Annotated in this window: 17 protein-coding genes and 1 tRNA gene; 4 read left to right on the top strand and 14 right to left on the bottom strand. The window is 41.2% G+C overall.

Annotated elements, in window-relative coordinates; all coding sequences use genetic code 11:
* Window positions 1-70 precede the first annotated feature (70 nt).
* Both B808_RS01630 and B808_RS01625 read right to left on the bottom strand, forming a co-directional pair.
* Window positions 71-1,330, bottom strand: coding sequence for a NupC/NupG family nucleoside CNT transporter (locus B808_RS01630; protein ID WP_009167009.1), 1,260 nt, complete (start codon window positions 1,328-1,330; stop codon window positions 71-73).
* Window positions 1,331-1,379: 49 nt separating this feature from the next.
* The gene (locus B808_RS01625; protein WP_009167008.1) at window positions 1,380-2,198 is read right to left on the bottom strand and encodes a phosphopentomutase; all 819 of its coding nucleotides are present in this window, start codon (window positions 2,196-2,198) and stop codon (window positions 1,380-1,382) included.
* A 109-nt stretch (window positions 2,199-2,307) separates the two neighbouring features.
* On the opposite strand from B808_RS01625, the gene B808_RS01620 reads away from it, so the two are divergent.
* Complete coding sequence (locus B808_RS01620) at window positions 2,308-2,928, top strand: SGNH/GDSL hydrolase family protein (protein WP_009167007.1); 621 nt, start codon at window positions 2,308-2,310, stop codon at window positions 2,926-2,928.
* Between the two features lie 67 nt (window positions 2,929-2,995).
* On the opposite strand, the gene B808_RS01615 is transcribed toward B808_RS01620, so the two are convergent.
* The 8 genes from B808_RS01615 to B808_RS01580 all read right to left on the bottom strand — a co-directional run bounded on the left by B808_RS01615 (window position 2,996) and on the right by B808_RS01580 (window position 10,872).
* A complete protein-coding gene (locus tag B808_RS01615) occupies window positions 2,996-4,189 on the bottom strand; it encodes a zinc ribbon domain-containing protein (protein ID WP_009167006.1) in 1,194 nt (397 codons plus the stop codon).
* A gap of 81 nt (window positions 4,190-4,270) precedes the next feature.
* Window positions 4,271-5,353 carry a glucosaminidase domain-containing protein gene (locus B808_RS06325; protein ID WP_051393782.1) on the bottom strand — a complete coding sequence of 361 codons (1,083 nt, stop codon included), beginning with the start codon at window positions 5,351-5,353 and terminating at the stop codon, window positions 4,271-4,273.
* Between the two features lie 533 nt (window positions 5,354-5,886).
* Window positions 5,887-6,561: a phosphate signaling complex protein PhoU gene (gene phoU, locus B808_RS01605; protein ID WP_009167004.1), complete on the bottom strand. Its 675-nt coding sequence runs from the start codon at window positions 6,559-6,561 to the stop codon at window positions 5,887-5,889.
* Window positions 6,562-6,579: 18 nt separating this feature from the next.
* Entirely contained in the window at window positions 6,580-7,350 is a 771-nt protein-coding gene (pstB, locus tag B808_RS01600) for a phosphate ABC transporter ATP-binding protein PstB (RefSeq protein ID WP_035421515.1), read from the bottom strand.
* A 12-nt stretch (window positions 7,351-7,362) separates the two neighbouring features.
* Window positions 7,363-8,151, bottom strand: a complete 789-nt coding sequence (gene pstB / locus B808_RS01595; RefSeq protein WP_035421514.1) for a phosphate ABC transporter ATP-binding protein PstB — start codon at window positions 8,149-8,151, stop codon at window positions 7,363-7,365.
* A gap of 11 nt (window positions 8,152-8,162) precedes the next feature.
* On the bottom strand, window positions 8,163-9,071 hold the full coding sequence (gene pstA, locus B808_RS01590; protein WP_035421512.1) for a phosphate ABC transporter permease PstA: 909 nt from the start codon (window positions 9,069-9,071) through the stop codon (window positions 8,163-8,165).
* On the bottom strand, window positions 9,068-9,991 hold the full coding sequence (gene pstC / locus B808_RS01585) for a phosphate ABC transporter permease subunit PstC (protein ID WP_009167002.1): 924 nt from the start codon (window positions 9,989-9,991) through the stop codon (window positions 9,068-9,070). The genes pstA and pstC overlap by 4 nt, the downstream gene beginning before the upstream one ends.
* Window positions 9,991-10,872: a phosphate ABC transporter substrate-binding protein PstS family protein gene (locus B808_RS01580; RefSeq protein WP_009167001.1), complete on the bottom strand. Its 882-nt coding sequence runs from the start codon at window positions 10,870-10,872 to the stop codon at window positions 9,991-9,993. The genes pstC and B808_RS01580 overlap by 1 nt, the downstream gene beginning before the upstream one ends.
* 129 nt (window positions 10,873-11,001) lie before the next feature.
* Between B808_RS01580 and B808_RS01575 the strand changes: the two genes are divergently transcribed.
* The gene (locus B808_RS01575) at window positions 11,002-11,715 is read left to right on the top strand and encodes a winged helix-turn-helix domain-containing protein (RefSeq protein ID WP_051393781.1); all 714 of its coding nucleotides are present in this window, start codon (window positions 11,002-11,004) and stop codon (window positions 11,713-11,715) included.
* Between the two features lie 75 nt (window positions 11,716-11,790).
* Window positions 11,791-11,864 (top strand) — tRNA-Asn (locus B808_RS01570).
* Between the two features lie 746 nt (window positions 11,865-12,610).
* On the opposite strand, the gene B808_RS01555 is transcribed toward B808_RS01570, so the two are convergent.
* From B808_RS01555 to B808_RS01540, 4 genes are all read right to left on the bottom strand, one after another.
* The gene (locus tag B808_RS01555; protein ID WP_035421510.1) at window positions 12,611-14,182 is read right to left on the bottom strand and encodes an LPXTG cell wall anchor domain-containing protein; all 1,572 of its coding nucleotides are present in this window, start codon (window positions 14,180-14,182) and stop codon (window positions 12,611-12,613) included.
* Window positions 14,183-14,535: 353 nt separating this feature from the next.
* A complete protein-coding gene (gene carB / locus B808_RS01550) occupies window positions 14,536-17,709 on the bottom strand; it encodes a carbamoyl-phosphate synthase large subunit (protein WP_035421509.1) in 3,174 nt (1,057 codons plus the stop codon).
* A gap of 15 nt (window positions 17,710-17,724) precedes the next feature.
* Window positions 17,725-18,804 carry a glutamine-hydrolyzing carbamoyl-phosphate synthase small subunit gene (carA, locus tag B808_RS01545; RefSeq protein ID WP_035421508.1) on the bottom strand — a complete coding sequence of 360 codons (1,080 nt, stop codon included), beginning with the start codon at window positions 18,802-18,804 and terminating at the stop codon, window positions 17,725-17,727.
* A gap of 307 nt (window positions 18,805-19,111) precedes the next feature.
* Window positions 19,112-20,794 carry a YfhO family protein gene (locus B808_RS01540; RefSeq protein ID WP_035421506.1) on the bottom strand — a complete coding sequence of 561 codons (1,683 nt, stop codon included), beginning with the start codon at window positions 20,792-20,794 and terminating at the stop codon, window positions 19,112-19,114.
* Window positions 20,795-21,190: 396 nt separating this feature from the next.
* On the opposite strand from B808_RS01540, the gene B808_RS01535 reads away from it, so the two are divergent.
* A complete protein-coding gene (locus B808_RS01535) occupies window positions 21,191-22,708 on the top strand; it encodes a glycosyltransferase family protein (RefSeq protein WP_035421504.1) in 1,518 nt (505 codons plus the stop codon).
* Window positions 22,709-23,179 lie beyond the last annotated feature (471 nt).

Raw genomic sequence — 23,179 nt, 5'->3', positions numbered from 1 at the left:
CTATTAAATAGCTTTATTTTAGCATTAATTTAGCATAAAAAAAGAGCAATGCAAGCATTGCCCTTTTTTACTACCAGATAAAGAGACCAACAATTCCAGCAGACATCAGTGAAACTAGGATTCCTGATAAAAAGAGGTATCCAACATTTTTAGAAATCAAATCATTCTTATCTCTGCTAACAATTCCTTTCAAACAACCAATAATCATTCCCACCGTACTGACATTGGCAAATGACGTTAGAAAGACCGTTAGTTGTGCCTGATAGTGCGGACTAAACAGTTTTGGATTGCTAATCTTAGGAGCAATCTCACTCATTACCACAAATTCATTGGTTACTAATTTAGTTCCCATGAACTGGGCAAATTGAAAGGCGTGGTTTACATCCAAGCCCATTAACCAGGCAAATGGGAACATGATTACTCCCATAATGTGTTCAAGCGATAGCCATGGATTAATTAGTCCCAGTAATTTACTAATCAAAGTAGCTAATGCCACAAAGGCAATAACGTTCGCCACAATGATTAAAATTAAGCGACCAGCTCCTAAAATTGAATCTCCCAAGAAAGAGAAGAATGGTTCTCGTTCCGGTTTTTCAGGTCGATCAGAAACCACTTCAGCGGCTTCTTGTTGACTAGAAACATCCCCAATTTCATAAACCTTGTCTTCTTCAGCACTAATTTGCACTGGATTCAAAATGTTCGTAACGATAATCGCGTTTAAAATATTTAGCGGAATCGCCGTCAATACATATTGACCGGGAACCATTTGGGCATAGGCTCCAACCATAGCTGCCGTGATACAAGACATTGACATCATCGCAATCGTCAACACCCGCTGGGCGGAAATGTTTTTTAATTGGACACTAGAAACTGCCATTGCTTCGGTATTTCCCAAAAACATCATCTCGATGGCATAAAATGATTCAAATTTTGGCTGTCCGGTAACAAACGCCATTCCGCGTCCAATCCACTTAATAATAAACGGAAGAATCCCAAAATAAGTTAGGATATCAAACAGTGGAACAATCATCAAAATGGGCATCAAGGCCGCCGTGAAAAAATTCATCTGTTTAACATTAACCCAGTCTGGAAAAGCAACCGCAATCCCTTTATAGGAAATATTAACCAGCCATTGAAAGCCTTCAGCGGTTGCTTTGACGATGTCTCGACCAACGCTAAAGTTAGTCAGCAGATACGCAATTACAAGGTTTAACACTAAAACGATAATTACCGATCGCCAATTAATGTGTTTATGGTCTTTTGAAAACAAAAAGGCAATTGCCAAAAAGACCAGTACCCCAATAATATTTACCAGCAAGTACGTATTCATTACGCGAATTCCTTTCGTGTTCGGTATTAACAGCAGTGAAAGTGTTATTTTAAGAAGATTGCAAGCTGTGTCTGGGTGAGGTTACCCGACCTTGGAGCCCGAGAGCCGCTAAGACCGTTGCTCCGACTTCACAAACAAATGGTTCATTAGAAAAATGGCGACCCTGGGTCTGCTGACGATCATAAATCATGACGGGCAAGCGCTTATACGTCGAAAAACCATCCTGTGACTGTGAATCACCAATCCGACTGGAAACCACCAACAGCAAATCATCTGCTCGCAAATTACCCATCAGCCGTTCTAAGGCTTGATCAACCCGGGTGAGGGAATCTAAGAAGGCGCTAAACTGCCCTGCTTCTCCAAATGATTGTAACTCTGGCAACTGCAGATAGAAAAATCCCTGGTCATTTTCTGCTAACTGTTCGTCCAATTTGTGGAAGCCAAGTTCATTGGTACAAACTTGAATTAATGTACTAAACTCTTGGGAAAACAAATAGCTTACCATCCGAGAAATAATCACTGATTTTCCGGTTCGAGCAGTTTCTTCAAAGACACTGGTCACTCGATAGGGCAATGAGCAATCAAACATCTCCCGCAATCCCGAAACCGGGCGGTTGACCAACGATCGCGTTCGGGTTAATCCATAGGTTGCAACGAGAGGAACCTGGGTTCCAACTTGAGTTCCAATGGCGGTTGCATACAAATTAAACAAACCCAGCCGATGCAAAGCTGGTAAAGCGAAGTCAGATGACTGATTTAAAACATGCGTTACCAAAGTATCATTGTCCGAATTATGGGTAGCCGACAAATTATTTACTCGTAACCCCAACGCAGCCAAATCTACCACTATTACGCGCTTATCGCTCACTTCCAACCCTCCAAAAATAAACATCTACTTGTTAATAATAACTTAAGCTTCATCTCCTCGCAATCTTTGCGTTAAAATAAACTTAGCTTACTAAAAAGAGGTGCAGACAATGACGAAGCTAACTAATTTACTAATGCTGGGTGATTCGATCACCCATGGCTTTAATGGGTATCATGACTTGCAACACAACATTTCCTACTATTTAAAACAGGAATTACCCAATTTTTGCATCACAAACGCTGGCATCAATGCCGGCAGCCTCTCTGGTCAACGTGAACGTGATCTGACTTTTCAGGTTGACCATCACGACTTTACTAAATTTCAGTTTGTCACCATCGCCTATGGTACAAATGATTTTGCCCATAGTACTGCTGGTTTGACCACCATTGGCAAAATTTTGCAAACCAACTTAACTAAAATTCGCTCAGAAAACCACGCTCTTAATATCATTGGGATTTTACCAACGAATCGTTACGACGGTAACATTGATAACTATCATGTCGAAGGACTCGGTCACTACACTTTCGAAGAACTCCTCACCGAATTAGAACGTGTCTATCAAACTAACGCAATTCCTGTAATTAACTGGCGTCAAGAAGCTCCCGAACTCATCACTGAAGATAACTTTAAAACTGCCCTCGCTGATCAGCGACTTCATCCCAGTGAAGCTACTTATCAAAAAATGGCTCAACTAATTGCCAGAAAAATCAAGCAAATCACCGGTCAATAGCTAGAATTTCTACCATATAAATAAATAAAAACAGCAGTCTGAAATGACTGCTGTTTTTATTTAACTTTTACCCTGGTGCTGGTTGATTTTGCGCCAGTTGATATTGTCCCGTTGGTAAATCTCGTTCAATTACCGCCCGGAAATTTTGACGTTGGGTCTCCCCAGTTGCTAACGTGGTTTGGAGTTGGTAATCAACCTGAGTTTGCTTTTCTGCTAGTGGCTGTACCTGCATAATTTCTAACTCGAGCGAACGGTAAAGCTGCTGTTGCTCGTGATTATGGTTAATCAGGTCTTGCAGTGGTTGATATGCATCACCATCACTTCCCCGTACCAACTTCTTTTTAACTAGTTGCCCATCTAGATCGTGCTGATCATTGGTTGCATCTAAAACTCCCGACCAAACCGCTTGGAGAAGCGTTCGTGCTTGGTCTGAGGTGGCAATATTTGCAAACCGATAGCGAATCTGGCGTCCTTGATCATGACTAGTCAAATGGTGGGGTTCACTGGTCAGGGTGCCAGTTGGCGTCTTAATCACTAATCTAGTAGCGGTTAGTGGCACATTATCAAGCTGACCGCGACCATCACTACCAATAGTCCCAAGCACCTGTCCAGCTGCAATGACTTGTGCTCCAGCTGGTCCCAGTGCCGTATATGAAACCAATGGCAGTCGCAAATTAATCACTTGCGGTTGATTTTTAAACAAATTCACAGTTTGTGTATTTTTTACCACTTGCGGTGCGTTCCTTAACTCAGCACTCAGCTGGTAACGACCGGGCAATTGTGGCGCCAGGCGCAAGCTCCCGTCATCCGCGGTCTGACCCACTTTTTGCTGATTCAACCGAATTGTCACCTTAGGTTTTTCAGTTTGGACAAGCGGGTGAACTGCTTGAGCTTGTACCTGATACTTGGGAAAGATGCCCCAATAGCGCCCGTGTTTAACTACTAAAAAACCAGCGGTGGAGCTTCCATGTTGCTCCAAATCGCGCTGTAGGCGCGTTAACTGTTGGGGATGTTGTTGATAATAACTCAGAAGTGGTCGCACTGACTGTGCGTTTACTTTTACCCCAGCGGTGGATGTTAATTTTTGCATAATCACTTTATTTTGATTATTTTTGATTCCTATCATTAATTGATCAATCTGGCGTTGTCGCGAATATAGTTGGCTACCTGCATACCAACCACCGCCAAGTAACAAACAACCGAATAATAGAAACCACCACTTAAGCCGGGATGATGGAGCCCGATGTTTTCCGCGTGCCATAACAATCCCCCTTAATGTAGTTCATCTTAGCATAACCACTACCTAACAAAAAAGCCAATCAACAGATTGACTTTTTAAAATTTAATTTAGAGTGGCAACGTAGCGTTCCTGACCGGAATAACTGGTATATTTCAACCAAGTCAACCCGCCTGCCTGGACTTTCCCTTGATAGTGAACGTATTCTCCAACCGTATATTGAGCAACGATTGGGGCATTCACATCAGGAGCAGTTCGAACATTTGTCGTTGTTTTAAAGACATAAGTTCCAATGGAAGTATTGCTAAATGATTTTCCCGCCGGGGTAGCTGGTGTTGGTTCCGTGCTAGTAGGTGTCTGCGAGGCAGTCGGTGCCGAGGCATTATCCTGACTCGGTGCCTGACCGTTATTAGTATCAGTAGCATCCGGATTATGCTGCTGATCTTTATCATAGCCTGTATAGGCTGAGGCATAACCACTAGACAATGACATCGCTGGCTGGGTGCTCTCAGATGTCGAATCCGCAGTTGTCGAGTCATCAGTCACATTTCCATCTCCAACCGGTCCTGTGTAATCATCTGGAGCATCAAATGCTTCCTGGTCGATTTGTTGTAATCCATATCGTTGTATACAACTAATTAGGGTTTGCGCGTACTCTGGCGAGGTTGCATATCCATCCTGATGCAATAATTGGGCGACCTGCGTATAGTCTCGAATCCCCAACAAATTACTATATCGACTATTTCCTTTCAAAAAGGCACCGTAGTCTTGAATACTAGTCGACCAATCAGGATAGGCCCGGAAAGAATCGTTAATCGATACGTAGCCACCACCCTGAAATTCCTGCGTGGGTAAGCTAACCGATTGCCCATTATAACTGCCTTTAATACCAAATAAGTTGTGATATTGGGATGCCAATCCAGACTTACCCCAACCACTTTCAATAATTGCCTGGGAAATTGCAATCGAAGGCAAAACGCCACTCTGCTTCCATCCCTTAATTGCTCCCGGTTTGATTTGATTGATAAAATCCTGCTGATCTGGAGTCAACGGCACCGATCCAGTGCGGTTGGCATTGACCTGCGAAGCCGGGAATACATCGGCTTGGGCTGGCTGACTATAACCAAGCACCATTCCACCAAGAACTACTGTTGATAATAGTAGCCAGTTCAATTTATGGGCTTCCATCGAAAAACAACTCCTTTCCGTGACAGCTAGGTCACTAATTAATAATACGTAAATAAATTGTTACTTATTTTTTAGTACATAAGATCTTATCAACATCAGTTTAGTGTATTACAATAAAAAAATCAACCAGTTAAAACAAAAAAATAGCTTTTCTTAATAATTTTTTAAAGATTATATTTGAAGCAATTAACTAGCCCGAGGGCACCAAGCACGGTGCACCTTTTAATGAGTTATGGACCAACACGATCGCTGTTAAATCAAGGTTTATAACCCCTAGTCACCAATCTACTTTGCCTGAAATTATCTTCCAGTTATCGCTATAATAATTTCCGATTTGCCCGAGCAAAAGCAACAATAATCACACACAACAATCCCTTACTTAGGGAATAATGAACTGCAATCTTTGTTTAGAATTCCAAAAATGTAATAATATCATACCCAATCTAAAAGAGCCATTTTAATGACTCGGAGCTATTTTCTCCTGATTTCATTAAAATGACTCTAATGTTTTATCTCATAGTGCGTATCCCGGACTAGTCAAGATGACCATCATCCGCATCTAACTCAACAATTTTCCCAGTTTCACAGTAAATTAGATATTCTGCTAGATTAACGATATGATCGCCAATCCGCTCTAACAAGCGAATAACCATCAAATAACTAGACGCCGCTACTGCTGTTTCCGGGTTGGCCAAGATTCCCTCCGTAATAGCCGTTCTCGTCGTTTGGTAGTAGTGATCAATCTTACGATCCTCTTGAGCAATCTCTGGAGCAATCGTCGCATCTAGTGTTGTATATGCATCTAGAATTTGCTCCAACATCTTGCGAACATGTTTAGTAATCTTTGCAATCACCGTTTCTACATCAGCGATTCGCGGGTTTCCCTTTGCTCGAAGAGTTTCTCTTGCAATCGTTCCCGCATTATCACCAATTCGTTCCAAATCTGAAGCTGCTTTTAGATAGCTGATGATGATGCGAAAATCACTAGCTACCGGTTGCTGCAACGCAATCAGGTTCATGGCCTGTTTCTCAAGTTTGGTTTCGTTTGAGTTGACATCCGAATCACCGTCAATGACTGTTTGTGCCAGTTTTACATCATGATCAATGTATGATTTCGTCGACTGGTAGATTTGTTCACTTACGTCTACCCCCATCTCCGTAAAACTCTGACGCAACTTTTCAAGTCGATTTTCAAAAATAGTAGCCATCATATCCCCCTTACTAATTTAGCCAAATTTACCATTTAAATAGTCACTAGTTGCTTCTTTTTCTGGATTTAAAAATAATTTTTTGGTCTTCCCATACTCAATTAAATCACCATTCAGCATAAATGCGGTCTTGTCAGAAATCCGTGAAGCTTGTTGCATACTGTGCGTCACGATGATAATCGTATAGTCAGTTTTGATATCTTGTAGCGTCTCTTCAATCTTGGCACTGGAAATGGGATCCAGAGCGCTCGTTGGTTCATCTAATAAGATCACCTCGGGTTGAACTGCTAGTAACCGGGCAATACAAATCCGCTGTTGTTGCCCCCCTGAAAAAGCAAGCGCATTCTTATTGAGCTGGTCTTTGACCTCATCCCAGACAGCTGCTTGGCGTAAGCTACTTTCAACCCGCTCTGTAAGGACTTTTTTATCAGTAATCCCCTGTACTCGCATTCCATAAGCAACGTTATCAAACACTGAGAAAGGAAACGGATTGGGCTGTTGAAAAACCATTCCAACCAGTTTTCGTAACTCAACCACGTCTTGTTGGGGACGATAAATATCTTGACCGTCTAACTCAAAACTACCCGTAATCGTCACGTTGCCAGCTAAATCATTCATCCGATTCAAGCAACGTAAATAGGTCGACTTCCCACAACCAGAAGGTCCAATCAATGCCGTGATTTCATGCTGATTAAAATCCAAATTAATCCCATGGAGGGCCTCTTTTTCTCCATAGTATAGATGAACGTCACGGGTCCGTAGGAGCGGTGACGTACTTTGCTTTGTCATTTATTTCTCCTCTTAACCAAAGTGTCCGGAAATATAGTCCTCGGTGGTTGGCATCCGAGGCGTTGTAAATAAGTGGGAAGTCTTATTAAATTCAATGACATGTCCTAAATGAAAGAATGCCGTAAAGTCACTGGAACGAGCAGCCTGCTGCATATTATGCGTTACGATAATAATCGTATAATCTTTTTTTAACTGCTGCATGGTTGCTTCAATCTTTCGACTTGAGATGGGATCTAGAGCACTGGTTGGCTCATCCATCAAAAGAATCTCAGGTTTGACAGCGATTGCTCGAGCAATACACAATCGCTGCTGCTGACCCCCAGATAAATCTAACGCACTTTCCTGTAACTTATCATGAACCTCGTCCCACAGTGCCGCTGCCCGGAGACTCTCCTCAACTCGGTTTGAAAGATCACTAGTCATCCCGAGTTGTTTTAAAGGGAAAGCAATATTTTCATAAATCGACTTGGCAAAAGGATTAGGATGCTGAAAAACCATTCCAATCCGACGCCGCACCTCGTAGACATTCACGGCTGCTTGATTAATATCAATCCCTTGATACTCAATTTTTCCAGTCACCCGAGCAATTCCATCATTTAACCGATTTAGGCTTCGTAAAAATGTCGATTTTCCCGAACCAGAAGCTCCAATGAGTGCTGTAATTCGATTACTAGGAAATTTGAGATTTGCATTAAAAGTTGCCTGATGGTTCCCATAGTAAACGTTCAAATCCTGCGTGGTAATCGCAAATGGACCCGCCGCCTGATAAAGATAGCTTTCATCCAAATTGTAAGATGCCATATTTTACCTTTCTAGGACTTTGTTCCGCCCATTTTTCGATACAAGTAACTACCAAGCCAACGCGACCCCAAAATAATAATCAGAATAACTATGATTAGCACCGCTGAAGCGCCACTAGAAATTTGCGTAGCATCCGGGGTAATCCCATCTGTATTTAATTTCCAAATATGGACAGCCAGCGTTTCTGCTGGGCGCATCGGGTTTAAAAAACTCGTCGGACTGAACGGATTCCAGTTCGTATAACTAATCAACGGTGCGCTTTGGCCTGCAGTATAGATCAGTGCTGCCGCTTCGCCAAAAATGCGTCCCGCACTTAAAATCACTCCTGTGACCAACCCGGGAATGGCTGCTGGTAAAATGATTCGGCTGATAGTTCGCCACTTTGACAGACCCAAAGCCCAGCCGGCTTCTCGTTGGGTTTGCGGAACAGCATGCAAGGCCTCTTCTGTATTACGGGTTAACAACGGTAGGTTTACCAACATTACCGCGATTGCTCCTGAAAAAATGGAGAAATCAAATTGAAATTTAATTACCAAAATTAGATAGCCAAACAAACCAATGACAATCGAAGGAAGTGAACTCAAAACCTCGATTATTGTCCGAATCACACTGGTCAAAAAATTAGGTCTAGCAAACTCAGATAAGTAAATGCCCGCCCCTAGGGCAATAGGACAAGAAATTAACAAGGTCAGTACTAAAATGTAGATAGAGTTAAATAACTGGTTAGCAATACCTCCTCCTGCTCCAAAGTCCTTAGAGGGCGAGGTTAAAAAATGCCACGAAACATGCGGTAAACCAGTTATTAAAATATCGCCAAGTAGCGCAATTAAAATCAATACGACGACACCAACCATCGCTTTAATCCCAAGCAGTGCCCACCGGTTGTTACGTTGCGCCGTAACGTTAGTCGATTTTTTCATTTCTGCATTTCTCCTCGTTTTCCAATCCATTTAATCAAAACATTGAAGATCACGGACATTAACAAGAGGACTAGCGCTAATGACCATAGGGCATTGTTCGGCAAGGTACCCATAATCGTATCACCCATCTGAGAAGTGAGTTGACTAGTCAACGTTGCAGTTGGAGTTACTAAACTGGTGGGCATCAATGCTGCATTCCCGATCACCATCTGAACTGCCAGTGCTTCGCCGAAAGCGCGTGCCATTCCAAAGACCACCGCCGTTAAGATGCCTGGCAAAGCAGCCCGTAAAATAACTTTATAAATCGTTTGCCAACGGGTCGCCCCCAGCGCAAGCGATGCACTCCGATAATAATCTGGCACTTGTTTTAGGCTATCGATTGTTAACGAAGTAATCGTCGGTAGAATCATCACAAACAAAACTAAGGATCCAGCCAACACCCCAAAACCGGTTCCACCAAACAGGGTTCGAATTGCCGGAACCACTACGATGAGCCCAATAAAGCCGTAAACTACGGAAGGGATCCCAACTAATAGTTCAATGACTGGTTGCAACAACCGTGCTCCCCGTTTTGGCGCTAATTCTGTCATGTAAAGGGCCACCGCCACCGCAAATGGCGTCGCCAGAATTGCTGACAGCAACGTCACTGCAAATGATGCCGTAATCATGGCAGCTGCTCCAACTTGTGGTTGCCCGTTTTTGCCTAGTTGACCAGGATTCCAAGCACTACTGAAGAAAAACTCGCGCAACGAAACATGATTAGTAAAAAACGTGGCCAACCCCCGAACGGCAATAAAACCAATTAGGGAAACCGTTAAGATCAAGATAAAAACAATACAAATCAAGCTAATGATTTTGCCACGCCGATCTTGTTTGGTAGCCGCACTTGGTTGCATTAGTTTTCGTTGAACATCATTCATTACTTGACTCCTTTCTTCGGTTGTTTCTGATGAATCTGACCATCCGCCGTAGCGTAGACCTTCATATCGTGAACACTAACATAGCCCGCCTTTCGAACTAAATTTTGTTGCGTTGCTGGTGATAAAATATAATCGATAAATTTTTGCGTTTTCTCAGTTGGCTTTTTGCTGGTATACATATGTTCATATGACCATAGCTGCCATTTGTTAGTTGTGATGTTATGATAATTGGCCACCACATGATTAATCTTAACTGGTTGGACATCCGTACTTAGGTATGGAAGGGACAGATAGCTAATTGTTCCTGGAGTATTGGCCACGATCTTCTTGACCGTCCCATTTGAATCTTGTTCTTGACTCTTAACGGCCTCTTGCCCATGAAGTATTTTGCTTTCGAATGTCTTTCGCGTTCCACTTCCTTGGGAACGATTAATCACAATGATAGGAACATTATGACCACCCACTTCTTTCCAATTTTTCACCTTACCAGTAAAGATCCGCTGAAGTTGCTCTTCGGAAAGGTTTTTCACACCATTTTTTTCATTCACGACGGGAACCACTCCCACTACGGCAACCTGGTGATCTTTTAGTTTGGAAGCCGTCACACCAGGCTTTTCTTGAGCAAAAATATCGGAATTCCCAATATTTACGGCTCCACTTTCCACCTGTCCGAGCCCGGTTCCTGACCCGCCACCTTGAACCGTAATGTTAGTTTCTGGGTGAACATGCTGATAATCAGTTCCAGCTTTTTGAACCAGCGGCTGTAGGGCTGTTGAGCCCACCGCCGTCACCGAGTTAGCTTTATCCTTGGTGCCACAACCGCTAAGTAAACTAAGACCAGTTATTATCGCTACTGCTGCCAGCCACGGTCTCGATTTCATAAATGACCTCCTAGTCATCTGACCCATTGTTTTTATTTGGTTACAAAACCAAGTATAATAATGGTGTGTAAATGTCAGGTTGTTTTCTTGTAAAGATTTCGTAAAGCAGACCATCCTTGAGGTGAATCCATGCAACATTTTACCCTAGTAACAAAGCAACTCTCGCTCGCAATCGATTTTAGTCAGTATTTTAGCGATCACGGATGCTTCGTCGATACCGTCGAGCATCCCAGTGATTGTGCAACTAAAATCCAACAAAAAAACAGTAGCGCCCTTTTTTGGGACTTATCTAGTTTCCCTTGGGACGCCAGCCAGCCAGAACTGACTAAGTTACGCGAACAATTCAAACTTCCCATTACCCTCATTGGTGCTTCTAAGCCGTTCATTGCTGCCTTTGCTGCTGGCATCGATGATGTCTTAACTTTACCGCTGGACTTTGAAACAACCTTTGCTCGGTTGCAACAGCGAATGCGCTTATATCAACCAACCACTTCCCCAAGCTCCCAGCAACCTATTCCTACCCACAAAATCATCCTTGATGACGTGACGATTGATCGTCAAAAATATAAAGCCTTCAAACATGGCCAAGACCTTGGATTGACTCCCAAAGAACTAAAACTATTAATTTACCTAGTCGAACAACGCCCCCGGGTTCTTAGTCGCCAACAACTTCTTGCCGGTGTTTGGGGGGACATCTACGATATTTCTCAAACATCACGGATGGTCGATATGCACATCAGCCATTTACGCGATAAAATTGAGCCCAACCCCAAACAACCCACCCGCATTAAAACTGTCCGTGGATTCGGCTATCATTTTGTCGGCAATTGCCAAGAAATATAATAATTATCGTTTCTTTTTAACTTTTACGTTGTTTTTAATTTAACACTATGTTAAGATTTTACTAATTAATTTCATTGTCGTGTAGTTCAGTTGGTAGAAACACCTGACTGTTAATCAGGATGTCGCTGGTTCGAGCCCAGCCACGACAGTTAGCATCCGCGAAGCTACCTTTCCATTTTTCAACTTGGTCAAACGTTTGACCAACCATAAAAACCCCGCAACCTATTTAAATGGTTGTGGGGTTTTATGTTTTAAAAAAACAGTGGCTACCAATGCTTTAAATTCATAACTGTAACTTTAATTAGTGACGCTGAAACCATTGACAAATTAAGTAAACTACCGCTATCACGATCAAAATACCAATAATGTATATCAATCCATTAATTAGCAAAGCAAGTAATCCTAGCACGATAAATAACCAAATTATCCAACTACAACAATCCAATCGGAAAAAAGCATAAAAAATTAAAAAAACCAATAAAAACAAAATCAAAAACAAAACTAATCATACTCCTTAATGAAATAAATTAAGCAACCGCTTAAAAACTGCAGCTGCTCTCGCTACGAGGTCAGCCTGGGTTTGCGCGTTTGGATTGCGACTATGCCGAGCCCAACAATAGATTAAACTGACCGTTATAATGATAATTATTAAGATTAGTAATTGCTGACCGCGGCGACTATGGATTCCATAATAAATGAGACCTCGTAATTTAGTTAGCAAAGAAAATAATGTGTAATAACTCAAATTAGTTTGTACGCCTCCCGAACCTAAAAACTAGCATAGCTCTTATTATAAGCCTAAATTAGTTGTCAACAGCAGCTCAGACTACCAAAAAAAGCGAGTGAACTTTAATAAGTTCACTCGCTTTTTAATTAATAGATCATCAGAATCTAATTAATGACGACGTTTAGCAACTAATCCTAACGTTGCAAAGAGCGTCATGATAGCACCAATAATCGTTAGCAAAAGGCTGTCACTTTGACCAGTTTGGGGCAAAGTAGCTTGATTTTTAGCCATTCGACTCATTGCTACTTGCTTATCAGCTGATTGGTTCTTGTTGGTGTTGGTGTTAGCTGATTTACCATCAGTGTTGCTGTTGTTGTTGTTATTACCAAGGTTATCGGTCTTGTTACCACCGTTATTATTAGCATCATTGCCATTGTTATCAACGTTGTTGTTATTGTTATCAGCATTGCCGTTGTTATCAACGTTGTTGTTACTGTTATCGGTGTTGTCGTTGTTATTGTTATTGTTATCAGTGTTGCCATTGTTATTATTCATGGCATCGAGTTTTGCCTTGGCATCATCAAAGGCGCGCTGAGCATCTGCCATTTTCGCATTAGCATCATCCAAAGCCTGTTGGGCACTGGTTAATTTATCAGTGGCCGTCTTTAAAGCCTGTTGTGCTTCCGCTACCTTGGAATTAGCATCATTCAAAGTTTGCTCTAAACCAGCGACCTGATCTTTCAAACCTTGCAAATAATTCGTGTAATCGTTGTTAATCTCAGTTAAATTACTGATTTTAGCATTAATGTTGTCCAAGTTGTCATTAAGTTCCGTCAAGTAAGCTTGATCATCATTTAACTTCTGAACTGCTTCACTATAACGTCGTTGAGCATCAGTATAGTTAAACTGAGCTCGATCATAGTTAGCTTTACTTTGTGCTAACTTTTCAGCACTAATTTCAGCAAACTGCTTAACCCAGTCAGAACCAGGGTTTCTCTGCAACATACTTTGTGCTTGATCATTTTGTTGCTGATCCCGGTTGAACTGCTCTTGAAGTGGAGTAACTTCACTCTGCTTTTGATTAACTTCTTGTTGCAAGTTACCAACATCATAGATGTCATTATTGATATTATTTTGCGTTTGTTTTTGTAGATATTCCGTGCTGTCCTTTTGCTTGTTTAAAGAATTAAGGCTAGCTTGGTTATCGTTAATATTTTGTTGGATTTGTTGCTGTTTCGCCTGATTGTCGTTGACAGCATTTTGGGCTTCTTGCTGTGTCTTTTGGGCTTGATCAACGTTTGCTTGGGCTTCTTGTTGACCCTTTTGAGCTTGATCAACATTATTTTGAGCAGCTTGTTGGTTAGCTTGAGCTTCTTGTTGTGCTTTTGCAGCAGCATCATATTCTTGTTGCGTAGCAGCCTGTTTATTATCTGCTGGCTGTGCTTCTGGTGCTTTAACTGCAGTAGCTTGGGAAGCAGTCGCTTCATTTTGATTATTTGAGTTTGTTGCGGAAATTTGATTAGCGGTCTGCGATTGAATCGTCGTATCAGCGGCGTTCTTAGCAGCTGGTGCCTGACTAGTCGTTGCTGGAACAGTAGCAGTCGTCACTGGTTTCGTTGTATCAGCATGAACAGCTCCTGTGCCAAGTGCCAGTGCGCTACTAAAAAACAACACTCCCGAAGCCAGTTTCAATCCTGTTTTAGTACTCTTTGCCATATGTTTGTAGTTATTGTTAGCCATCATTTTTCTCCTATAAGTTGCAATTATATTGGCAGCTTGTTGTTATTCTACTTGTCTCCTTTCGTTCATTTTGACAATCAGCCACCCCGCCAAAAGCAGTCACCTAGTTATTGAAAACTAGTGAGAATTGTCAATTTCAAAAAGTATTTCCAGCATTCCGTTAATTAGTTTCTTCCGAAACGATCAACCAGTTAATTGTACCACATTAAATGACTTCAATTAAACATTATATAAATTAATTTGTACAAACAATAATTGCATATATAACAAATAACAACGTTTATAAAATAAAAGAGTCTCCATCAAAATTGATGAAGACTCCTTTATTTATTACTAGAATTTTTACTGCTTGATCATAGACTATTAACGGTAAACGCCCGATCTTCTAGCATCTGAATCATCGCCGTAAGTGTATCTAACGAGCTAAAAACCGGAATTCCGTGCGCAATGGCTACATTTCTAATTTGAGCTGCATCATGTTCACTCTTGCAATCCTGTGACACAGTATTAACCACTAACTGGATTTGTTTACGTAACATCATTGCTAGTAGCGCTTGATTTTCTCTAACTTTTTCAACTGACTGAACCACAATTCCTCGTTTAGTGAGAAAATGTGCCGTTGCTGGAGTCGCTAACAGTTCATAACCTAGATTTGACAAGCGTTGCGCCAGTGAGACCATTTCTGCTTTATCATCATCTTGAACCGTAATCAAAACCTTTCCGTGGTCTGCTACGTGAATTTTTGCAGCTGCAAAAGCCTTATACAGTGCCTTAGCAAAAGTTTGATCACTGCCCATTACTTCCCCAGTCGATTTCATCTCCGGTCCTAACCGACTATCGACTTGGTTCAACTTAGAGAATGAGAACACGGGCGCTTTAACATGAATTAATTTACTCTCAGCAACTACCCCAGTTTGATAACCTTGTGAGACTAAGCTCTCCCCGAGCAGAGCTTTTGTCGCCAATTGTGCCATTGGAACCCCGGTTACCTTGCTTAAAAATGGCACCGTCCGACTTGCCCGTGGATTAACCTCAATTACGTAGGCCTGCTCATCATGCACGACGAATTGCAGATTCATTAGACCGACACAATGTAATGCTTGGGCTAATTTTTTTGTCATAGTGATGATTTGCGCTTTAACTGCCGTTGATAATGTCTGCGCTGGATATACTGCCATCGAATCACCCGAATGTACCCCGGATCGTTCGATGTGCTCCATAATCCCAGGAATTACCACCGTCTTACCATCACAAATAGCGTCAACCTCACACTCTTTGCCAGTTAAATATTGATCAATCAGAACCGGATGGTCATGAGAAACTCGGACAGCTTGTTGCATATAGTCTTTTAAAGCAGCTGGCTTGTGGACGATTTCCATTGCGCGCCCACCTAGGACATAACTTGGACGAACCAAGACGGGATAGCCGATCTGTTCGGCAATTTGTAACGCCGCCGTGGGAGCTGTCGCCGTGCCACCAACCGGTTGTCGAATCTGTAGCTGATTAATAATTTGATCAAATTCATCACGATCTTCTGCACGGTTAATATCTGCTACCGTCGTTCCTAAAATTTTAATCTCCTGAGCGGCTAAGGGAGCGGCAAGGTTAATGGCTGTTTGCCCCCCGAATTGTACCACCACCCCTTGTGGCCGCTCCAAGTCAATCACATTTAAAACTTCTTCAACCGTTAGCGGTTCAAAATACAATTTATCCGAGATTGCTGCATCTGTAGAAACCGTTTCTGGATTATTATTAATCACGATTGCCCGATAGCCCGCTTGCTGGATCGCTTGAATAGCGTGAACTGTGGCGTAATCAAATTCAACTCCCTGCCCAATGCGAATGGGACCAGAGCCAAGGACGACAACTGCTGGATGTGTAAATGCTTGACTTTCATTTTCCTGCTCGTACGTACTATAAAAATACGGTGTATTTGAAACAAATTCACCAGCACAGGTGTCAACCATTTTATAAACCGGCATCACTCCCACTTGTTTTCGCAGAGTTCGAATCGCCTGCGGGGTCGTTTCCCAAAGCTTTGCGATGGTCGCATCGGCAAAACCTGCTCGCTTAGCCGTCCGTAGCCAGGCTGGGTCAGCTCGGTTGGCTATCAAGTCCCTAGTAATTTCTAAAATATGCAAGATTTTATCCAAAAAGAAGCTATGAATCTTGGTTAGCGCGGCTAGTCTTTCTAACGAAAAGCCCCGACGAAAGGCTTCATACAAATAGAACAATCGATCATCTTTTGCCGTCTTGACCCCGGTGATGATGGCTGCTGTTGAATAGTTCGCAAGTTGTGGATCAGCTAAGTCAATCAAATCAATATCAAGTGAACGAATTGCCTTTAAGAGTGCCCCCTCAACGGTTCGATCAATGGCCATGACTTCGCCCGTGGACTTCATCTGGGTTCCCAATTGCCGATCAGCCTGGCTAAACTTATCAAACGGCCACCGCGGAATTTTGCAGACCACATAATCAAGCGCTGGTTCAAATTCTGCATACGTGGTTCCTGTAACTGGATTCATAATTTCATCGAGATGGAGTCCGACGGAAATCTTAGCCGCAATTCGCGCAATCGGGTACCCCGTCGCTTTGGAAGCAAGCGCACTCGAGCGGCTAACCCTAGGATTAACTTCAATCACATAATACTGCATGCTATCTGGGTCAAGCGCCAGTTGCACATTACAGCCCCCTTCGATTTTTAAGGCACGAATAATATCAAGCGCTGCGTCTCGCAACATTTGTACTTCGTCATCAGACAGGGTCTGGATCGGAGCAAAGACAATCGAATCGCCCGTATGAATTCCTACCGGATCAAAGTTTTCCATATTACAGACGACCATCGCATTGTCAGCATGGTCCCGCATGACCTCAAATTCAATTTCCTTATAGCCAGCGATACTTTGCTCCACCAACACCTGTGTCACTGGCGACTGATCTAACCCGGACTCTGCAATCGCTACCAGCTCTGCTTGGTTATGGGCGATGCCTCCACCACTCCCTCCCATCGTAAAGGCTGGTCGAACAATCACTGGATACCCTTGTGCTTTGGCAAACGTCACGGCCTGGTCAGTAGTCGTCGCAATCTGTGATTGGGGAACTGGCTGATCAAGTTGCTGCATCAATGTCCGAAATGCTTCTCGATCCTCGGCCTGATTAATCGCAGCTAACTTGGTTCCTAACAGCTCAATGCCTAATTCTGTCAATGTGCCAGCATCTGCTAACTCTTTGGCTAAGTTAAGCCCCTGCTGCCCGCCTAACGTTGGCAAAATGGCATCGGGGTGCTCCTTACGAAGCACTTTTTCCACGAATTTACGCGTTAGCGGTTCCAGATAGACTCGGTCGGCAACTTCTCGATCAGTCATAATTGTAGCTGGATTCGAATTAATCAAAACAACCTGATAACCAAGTTCTTTCAGTGCTAGGCAGGCTTGGGTGCCGGAATAATCAAATTCAGCAGCCTGCCCGATGATAATTGGTCCCGAACCAATCACCATGATTTTGTTAATATCTGTTCTTTTAGGCATTACCATTCACCTTTCTTAGTTATGCACTGGATGGCGATCAATGAGATCCATAAATTTATCAAAAAGATAGTCGGTATCATGCGGACCTGGCGCAGCATCCGGATGAAACTGGGCAGAAAAAGCTGGGAGCGTCTGGTGACATAGCCCTTCCACACAATGATCATTAATTTCTTCTAATAGAATCGTCAGCTTAGTTGCTGCTACCGAAGCACGGTCAACCATATAGCCATGGTTTTGGGAAGTGAAATCAATCCTCCCGGTCTCTAAATTACGAACGGGGTGATTAAAACCTCGATGCCCGAACTTCATCTTAACGGTTGTAGCCCCGTTTGCTAATGCAAATAGTTGGTGACCCATGCAAATTCCAAATAATGGATACTGTTCTTCTAGTTGCCGAATCAACGCAAGCGTCTGGTGAGGAACGTCCTGCGGATCACCAGGTCCATTTGTAAGCAAAATCCCATCTGGGTGAACTGCGTGAATCTCTTCCAGCGAAGCCGTTGGTGGTAAAACCATCACATCACAATTCCGTTTCGTGAGTTCCCGCAGAATTGAATACTTTAAACCAAAATCAAGAACAGCAATGCGACGCCCAGTGGCAGGAACTGGATAAGCATTGTGAGTTGCACTTGTGGCAATCAAGGATGACCCGTCCAATGGTTGTTGTAACTCCGCTACCGTTGTCTCGGTAATCTTATTTACAAGGGCTGCCCGCATCGTCCCAGCCTGTCGGATGTGGCGGGTAACTGCCCGGGTATCAATCTCACTAATCCCGGGAACATCCTGTTGTTGCAAAAAATCATCCAACGAAGTAAGCATGCGCCAGTTAGCGGTTCGTCGGGCCAGCTCACGAACGACAACGCCCTTACAAGTTGCATGTTGCGATTCTAAATTATCTCGATTAACCCCGTAATTCCCAATCAATGGATTCGTAAACATCAAAATTTCATTATTATACGATTGATCCGTAATGGATTGCTGATAGCCAGACATCCCCGTGCTAAAGACCAGTTCACCAATAGTTTCGCGGCTACTACCAAAAGCCTGCCCGGCATAACTAGTCCCATCTGCTAATACTAAGTAACGCTCCGTCACAGAAATCCCTCCTTAGGTGCTCAAAAACCGTATAAAAAAACTACCCCCGTTTTTCGGGAGTAGTTCAATTGAATTCAGGTTAAAATGAACATCAATCAATCTCTCACCGGAAATTGTTAATTGACTTGCAATAAATTAAGTTAGTAGCCAGCTCCTGATTAGTTTCACAGAACTAACTTGCAGGAGTACAGCCTGTCGGTTCCCCGACATTGATTTTGTTTAGCATACCATCACGAGAAAAAATGTCAATAACTTTTAGCGGATTGCTACTAGTAGCTAGCAAATCAGGGTAGCTTGTAAAAAAAGTTTATTTGCCACGCGAACCTTCACGAGCATCTTTCTTCCACCATTTTTTATAACCACAATATGAGAGCAGGGTAAGCCAACTTACAACGCTAATCCCGATCGAAATTTTTTGAGCGGAGGTCTTTTGATATTCATATACAATCTGATTATTTCCTTTTTTAAGGTTAACTACTGGTTCCCCGTCCTTACCAATCGAAAAATCAGACTGGTTTTGATTTACGTAAACATGAATCCCCGTGTAATAAACATTTGGTATGCTCACATCTGTGTAGTTAGCTTTTGAATCAACGTGATACACGATTCGATTATAATCATAGGAGGTCTTCTTTAGTTCTAATTTTTTATCCCGATTAAGCTTATTAAAGGAGTGACTTGATAGCTCATTGCTAATTTTTACGGATCCTTTGGGCAAATAGTCTGTTGACATCGAACCTGTTTCAATGGTATCAAATTCGGAGCGACTGACCTTTAGTGCATCTGCTTGTTCAGGATCGTTAACTATAAAATTACTTTGCGCCAGAGTCGTAATTGATAAGAAAGCAATCGTCGTAGCAACTAAAAGCTTCGTATTGACAGAAGAACGCACCAGTAGAAAACACTTCCCGGCCAGAAGGGCGATTAGTAAAGTTGGAATTAATAATAGTCTAAAGGGAAATTGGAAAATTTGTGCAAACGAGGTATATTCAAAAAGTTGCCAAGCAAATAAATTAGACGATACAAAAACAAAGATAATTGTATCGAATAAAATAAATTTCCAAAATTTGTTCAATTTTTTCCAAAAACAAATCGAGGTAATTAGGATTATCAGGCTGATTATTCCCAAACCAGCTGCACTATACGGCAACTCCTTTATTGGAGTTACACTAAGAAACATTCGATCTAGCGGAACCGACCATGGGTAAAGAGATCGTGAGGTTTGGATTGCCATATCCTTAATATTTAATTTAGCAATTATAAATGGAATGATAAAAAAGGCAGTCAAACCCAAAGTGAGCATTCCAGCTAAAAAAAATCGCCAGATCTTTTGTCGAGTATCACTTCTAATAATCAATAACAGTGGCAGAAAACTGATCACAAAAAATAAAGTAACTAACATTCCTGGAATATTTGATAGCAAGATTCCAGCAAGCCCAACAGATAGAACATACCATTTTTTGTAGTTATCTGTAAAAATTAAATATAAACCGTAAAGAACTATTGGTAAAAATATCATACAAAGCGTTTCGCCAATATCACGTCTATAAAACATGTCATAAAATTTATACTGGCTTAAACCATAAACTACAGCGGCAATAAACGCAGCAATTTGATTTTTTAGCATTTTGTTCGAAACATAGTACATCGAAGCAAAAATCAAAAACTGCACCAGAAACATAAACGCTAGATATGCTATGTATATTTTAGAAAAAAGCGCTGCTAAAATTGCCATTGGGAAAACCATAATGGCCGGATAGAATAAGTTTACTGGATATCCATATGATCCAAAAGTATGGGTGGCAATCTCTGGTATTCCAAGATGCCCTTGTTTTAAGTTTCTGGTAATTTCTTCAATTCGAGTTAGGTGAAAACTAAAGTCCCAGTTCTGAGCAATTACTTGTCCCTTTGAGTAAAAAGGAACAACAACTAAGATGCTTAAAAACACAAACATGGAAACAATTAGAATCGATGATTTATACTTCTGCATGAATTCTCCCTAACACCTAACGATTAATAATGGCTTAGTAAAATAAATTATGGTAATAAAAATTATATCTCTGCTACAATGTTAATAAGTATACCATAATATTTTCTTTAGATTTAGCTAGCTCGGTTAATAAATCCTTGGAAACCATAATCATTTACCACTATTTTAACTCTAAAGTACCGATTGCTAGCTTCAACTGCTGACAGATCAACACCTTGGTAATCTAGCAGATCCTTGGATATAGAGCCAAACTTCAACGTTAGATCGTTACAGAGATTTGCTGTGATCATTGCCGGAATACGACAATTGGATGAACAGTCGCTAGTACCTTTGACAACAACTAGATTAAATAGCTGCTTGTGTGCACTATTTAAATAACAAGATGTAGGATGAAAAATGAATAAATTTTTGGACAAGGCTTCACTTACAACTGGCTGGATCAAAACTGCTTTAGTTAGTGTGTTTTCAATTTGGATGATTGCTGTTTTATTTGGAACCTTAAACGACGAGAATCTTAATCCGTGGGGATTAACTGCAGCTCTAATAAAACTAGGTTTGCTGCTCGCAATTGTAGTCTTAATTGTATTTAAAACCAGGTTGTGGGAATTAATTAAATCCAAGCAGAAGATCCTCATTATTGCCCTAGTCACCGCTGCGGTCGCTTGGCAATTAATAGTGGTACTGAATGCGTCCACCTCAATTGGTTGGGACGTATGGTCAGTCCATACCTCCCTATCAGATAGCAAATTAGCAACACTTTATCTATCTGAAAACCCTAATAATACGTTTTTATTCTTTTTCCAATATTTGATCTTAAAGACATTTAACCTAAGTCATACTTGGCTCAATGTTAATTTTATTAATCTGATTTGCTTAGATCTGTCATTAATAATTAATGTTTTTTCAGTGTGGTTGTTAAAAAGAAACGCAGTTAAACCTTTAATTATTATCCAGGCCACCTTGATGTTTTCCTTTATTCAAATCATTGTCCCCTATTCTGATGTTATGGTAATGCCATTTGTATCATTAATAATTTGGGGAACTGCAATGATGAAACAAGCTCAGACTAACCCTACAAAATTAATTGGATTGTTGACATTTTCGCTAAGTTCCCTAGCAGCTTATTTAATGAAGCCCTCTGCGATCATTTTAACAATTGCCATCTTAATTGGAATCAGTTTACATTTTTTGCAGGTTAAATTTACCAAGAAAAATGTATTAGCCTATGGATTATCATTACTGGTATTTCTCTTGATTTTCGTTTGTGGGATAAAGTCATTTAATAACTTTACCTACCATAATGATGTTGTGAAAATCAAACATGATCAGGGGCAACCGGCAAACCACTTTATCGCAATGGGGATCACTGGAAATGGAGCTTGGAGTCCTGAACAAGTAAATACAACTAACCGTATGAAAACCACTAAGGAAAGATCTGATTACTCTAACCACATCATTAAAAAACAGCTTAAAAAGCAGGGAATCTTCGGTATGATTCAGTTTTTCATTGCTAAAAATTATAGCAATACGAGCGATGGAACCTTTGGGTGGTATCGAGGAGATGGACCTTATACAGATGTAAATAAACCTACTAAAAATCTGATACAAGATATCTATTACCAAAACGGTAAATACTATAAGGATTACAGCTTTGTTGCTCAAATTTTTTGGATATTACTAATATCATTAATAATTTTTGGTATTGGCTATCTTTCTGAATTTTCGCAAATGTTACGACTAAGTATTCTTGGTGGACTAACCTTTTTATTGATATTTGAAGGAGGCCGTAGCCGATACTTAATTCAATTCTTGCCAATATTTTTAACGTTAGCGGTGCTTTCATTTGATTCAGCGAAAATAATGATTAAAAACATTGCTAGTACGATCAAACTAACCCTTCAAAAAGATCATTAGCAGGCTTATTTTAACAACCATAAGTAGTTGTTTGAATCCGATCATATATAAATTTAATATAAAAAAATGATGTACGTTTAAAACAATCGTAAACGTGTAAACACTTTTTTTAATTTTCTTCCTCTTCTGAAAAATTGGGGTCATTTCTAGCGTCAATCGTTGTGACCTCACTGTCAGGCGTAAGCGCCGCGGAGCTAGTTAATTGGCTTGGTTCATTATTATTAGATGGTTGTTGTGGTTGTGGGTTAGATTTTATTTTTTCAGTTTTAAATTTATAAACAACCCTAGTTTGAGATTTTCCATATTGGTAAAAAAACAGCTACTGCCTACAAAGCAAACAAACACTATTAACCACTTCATTATTTTTTAACACAAAAATTCCTTTATTTATTAAAAATTATATGGCTGTACGTACTGCTGTTGAAGTTTATGAGTTCTTAGTCTCATTAGAATGACGTACTTCTAAAACCA

Source organism: Fructilactobacillus florum 8D (assembly GCF_000512295.1).
GTDB lineage: Bacteria > Bacillota > Bacilli > Lactobacillales > Lactobacillaceae > Fructilactobacillus > Fructilactobacillus florum.
Note: the sequence above shows the minus strand (reverse complement) of the source record. Positions and strands in the feature narration are given on the sequence as shown.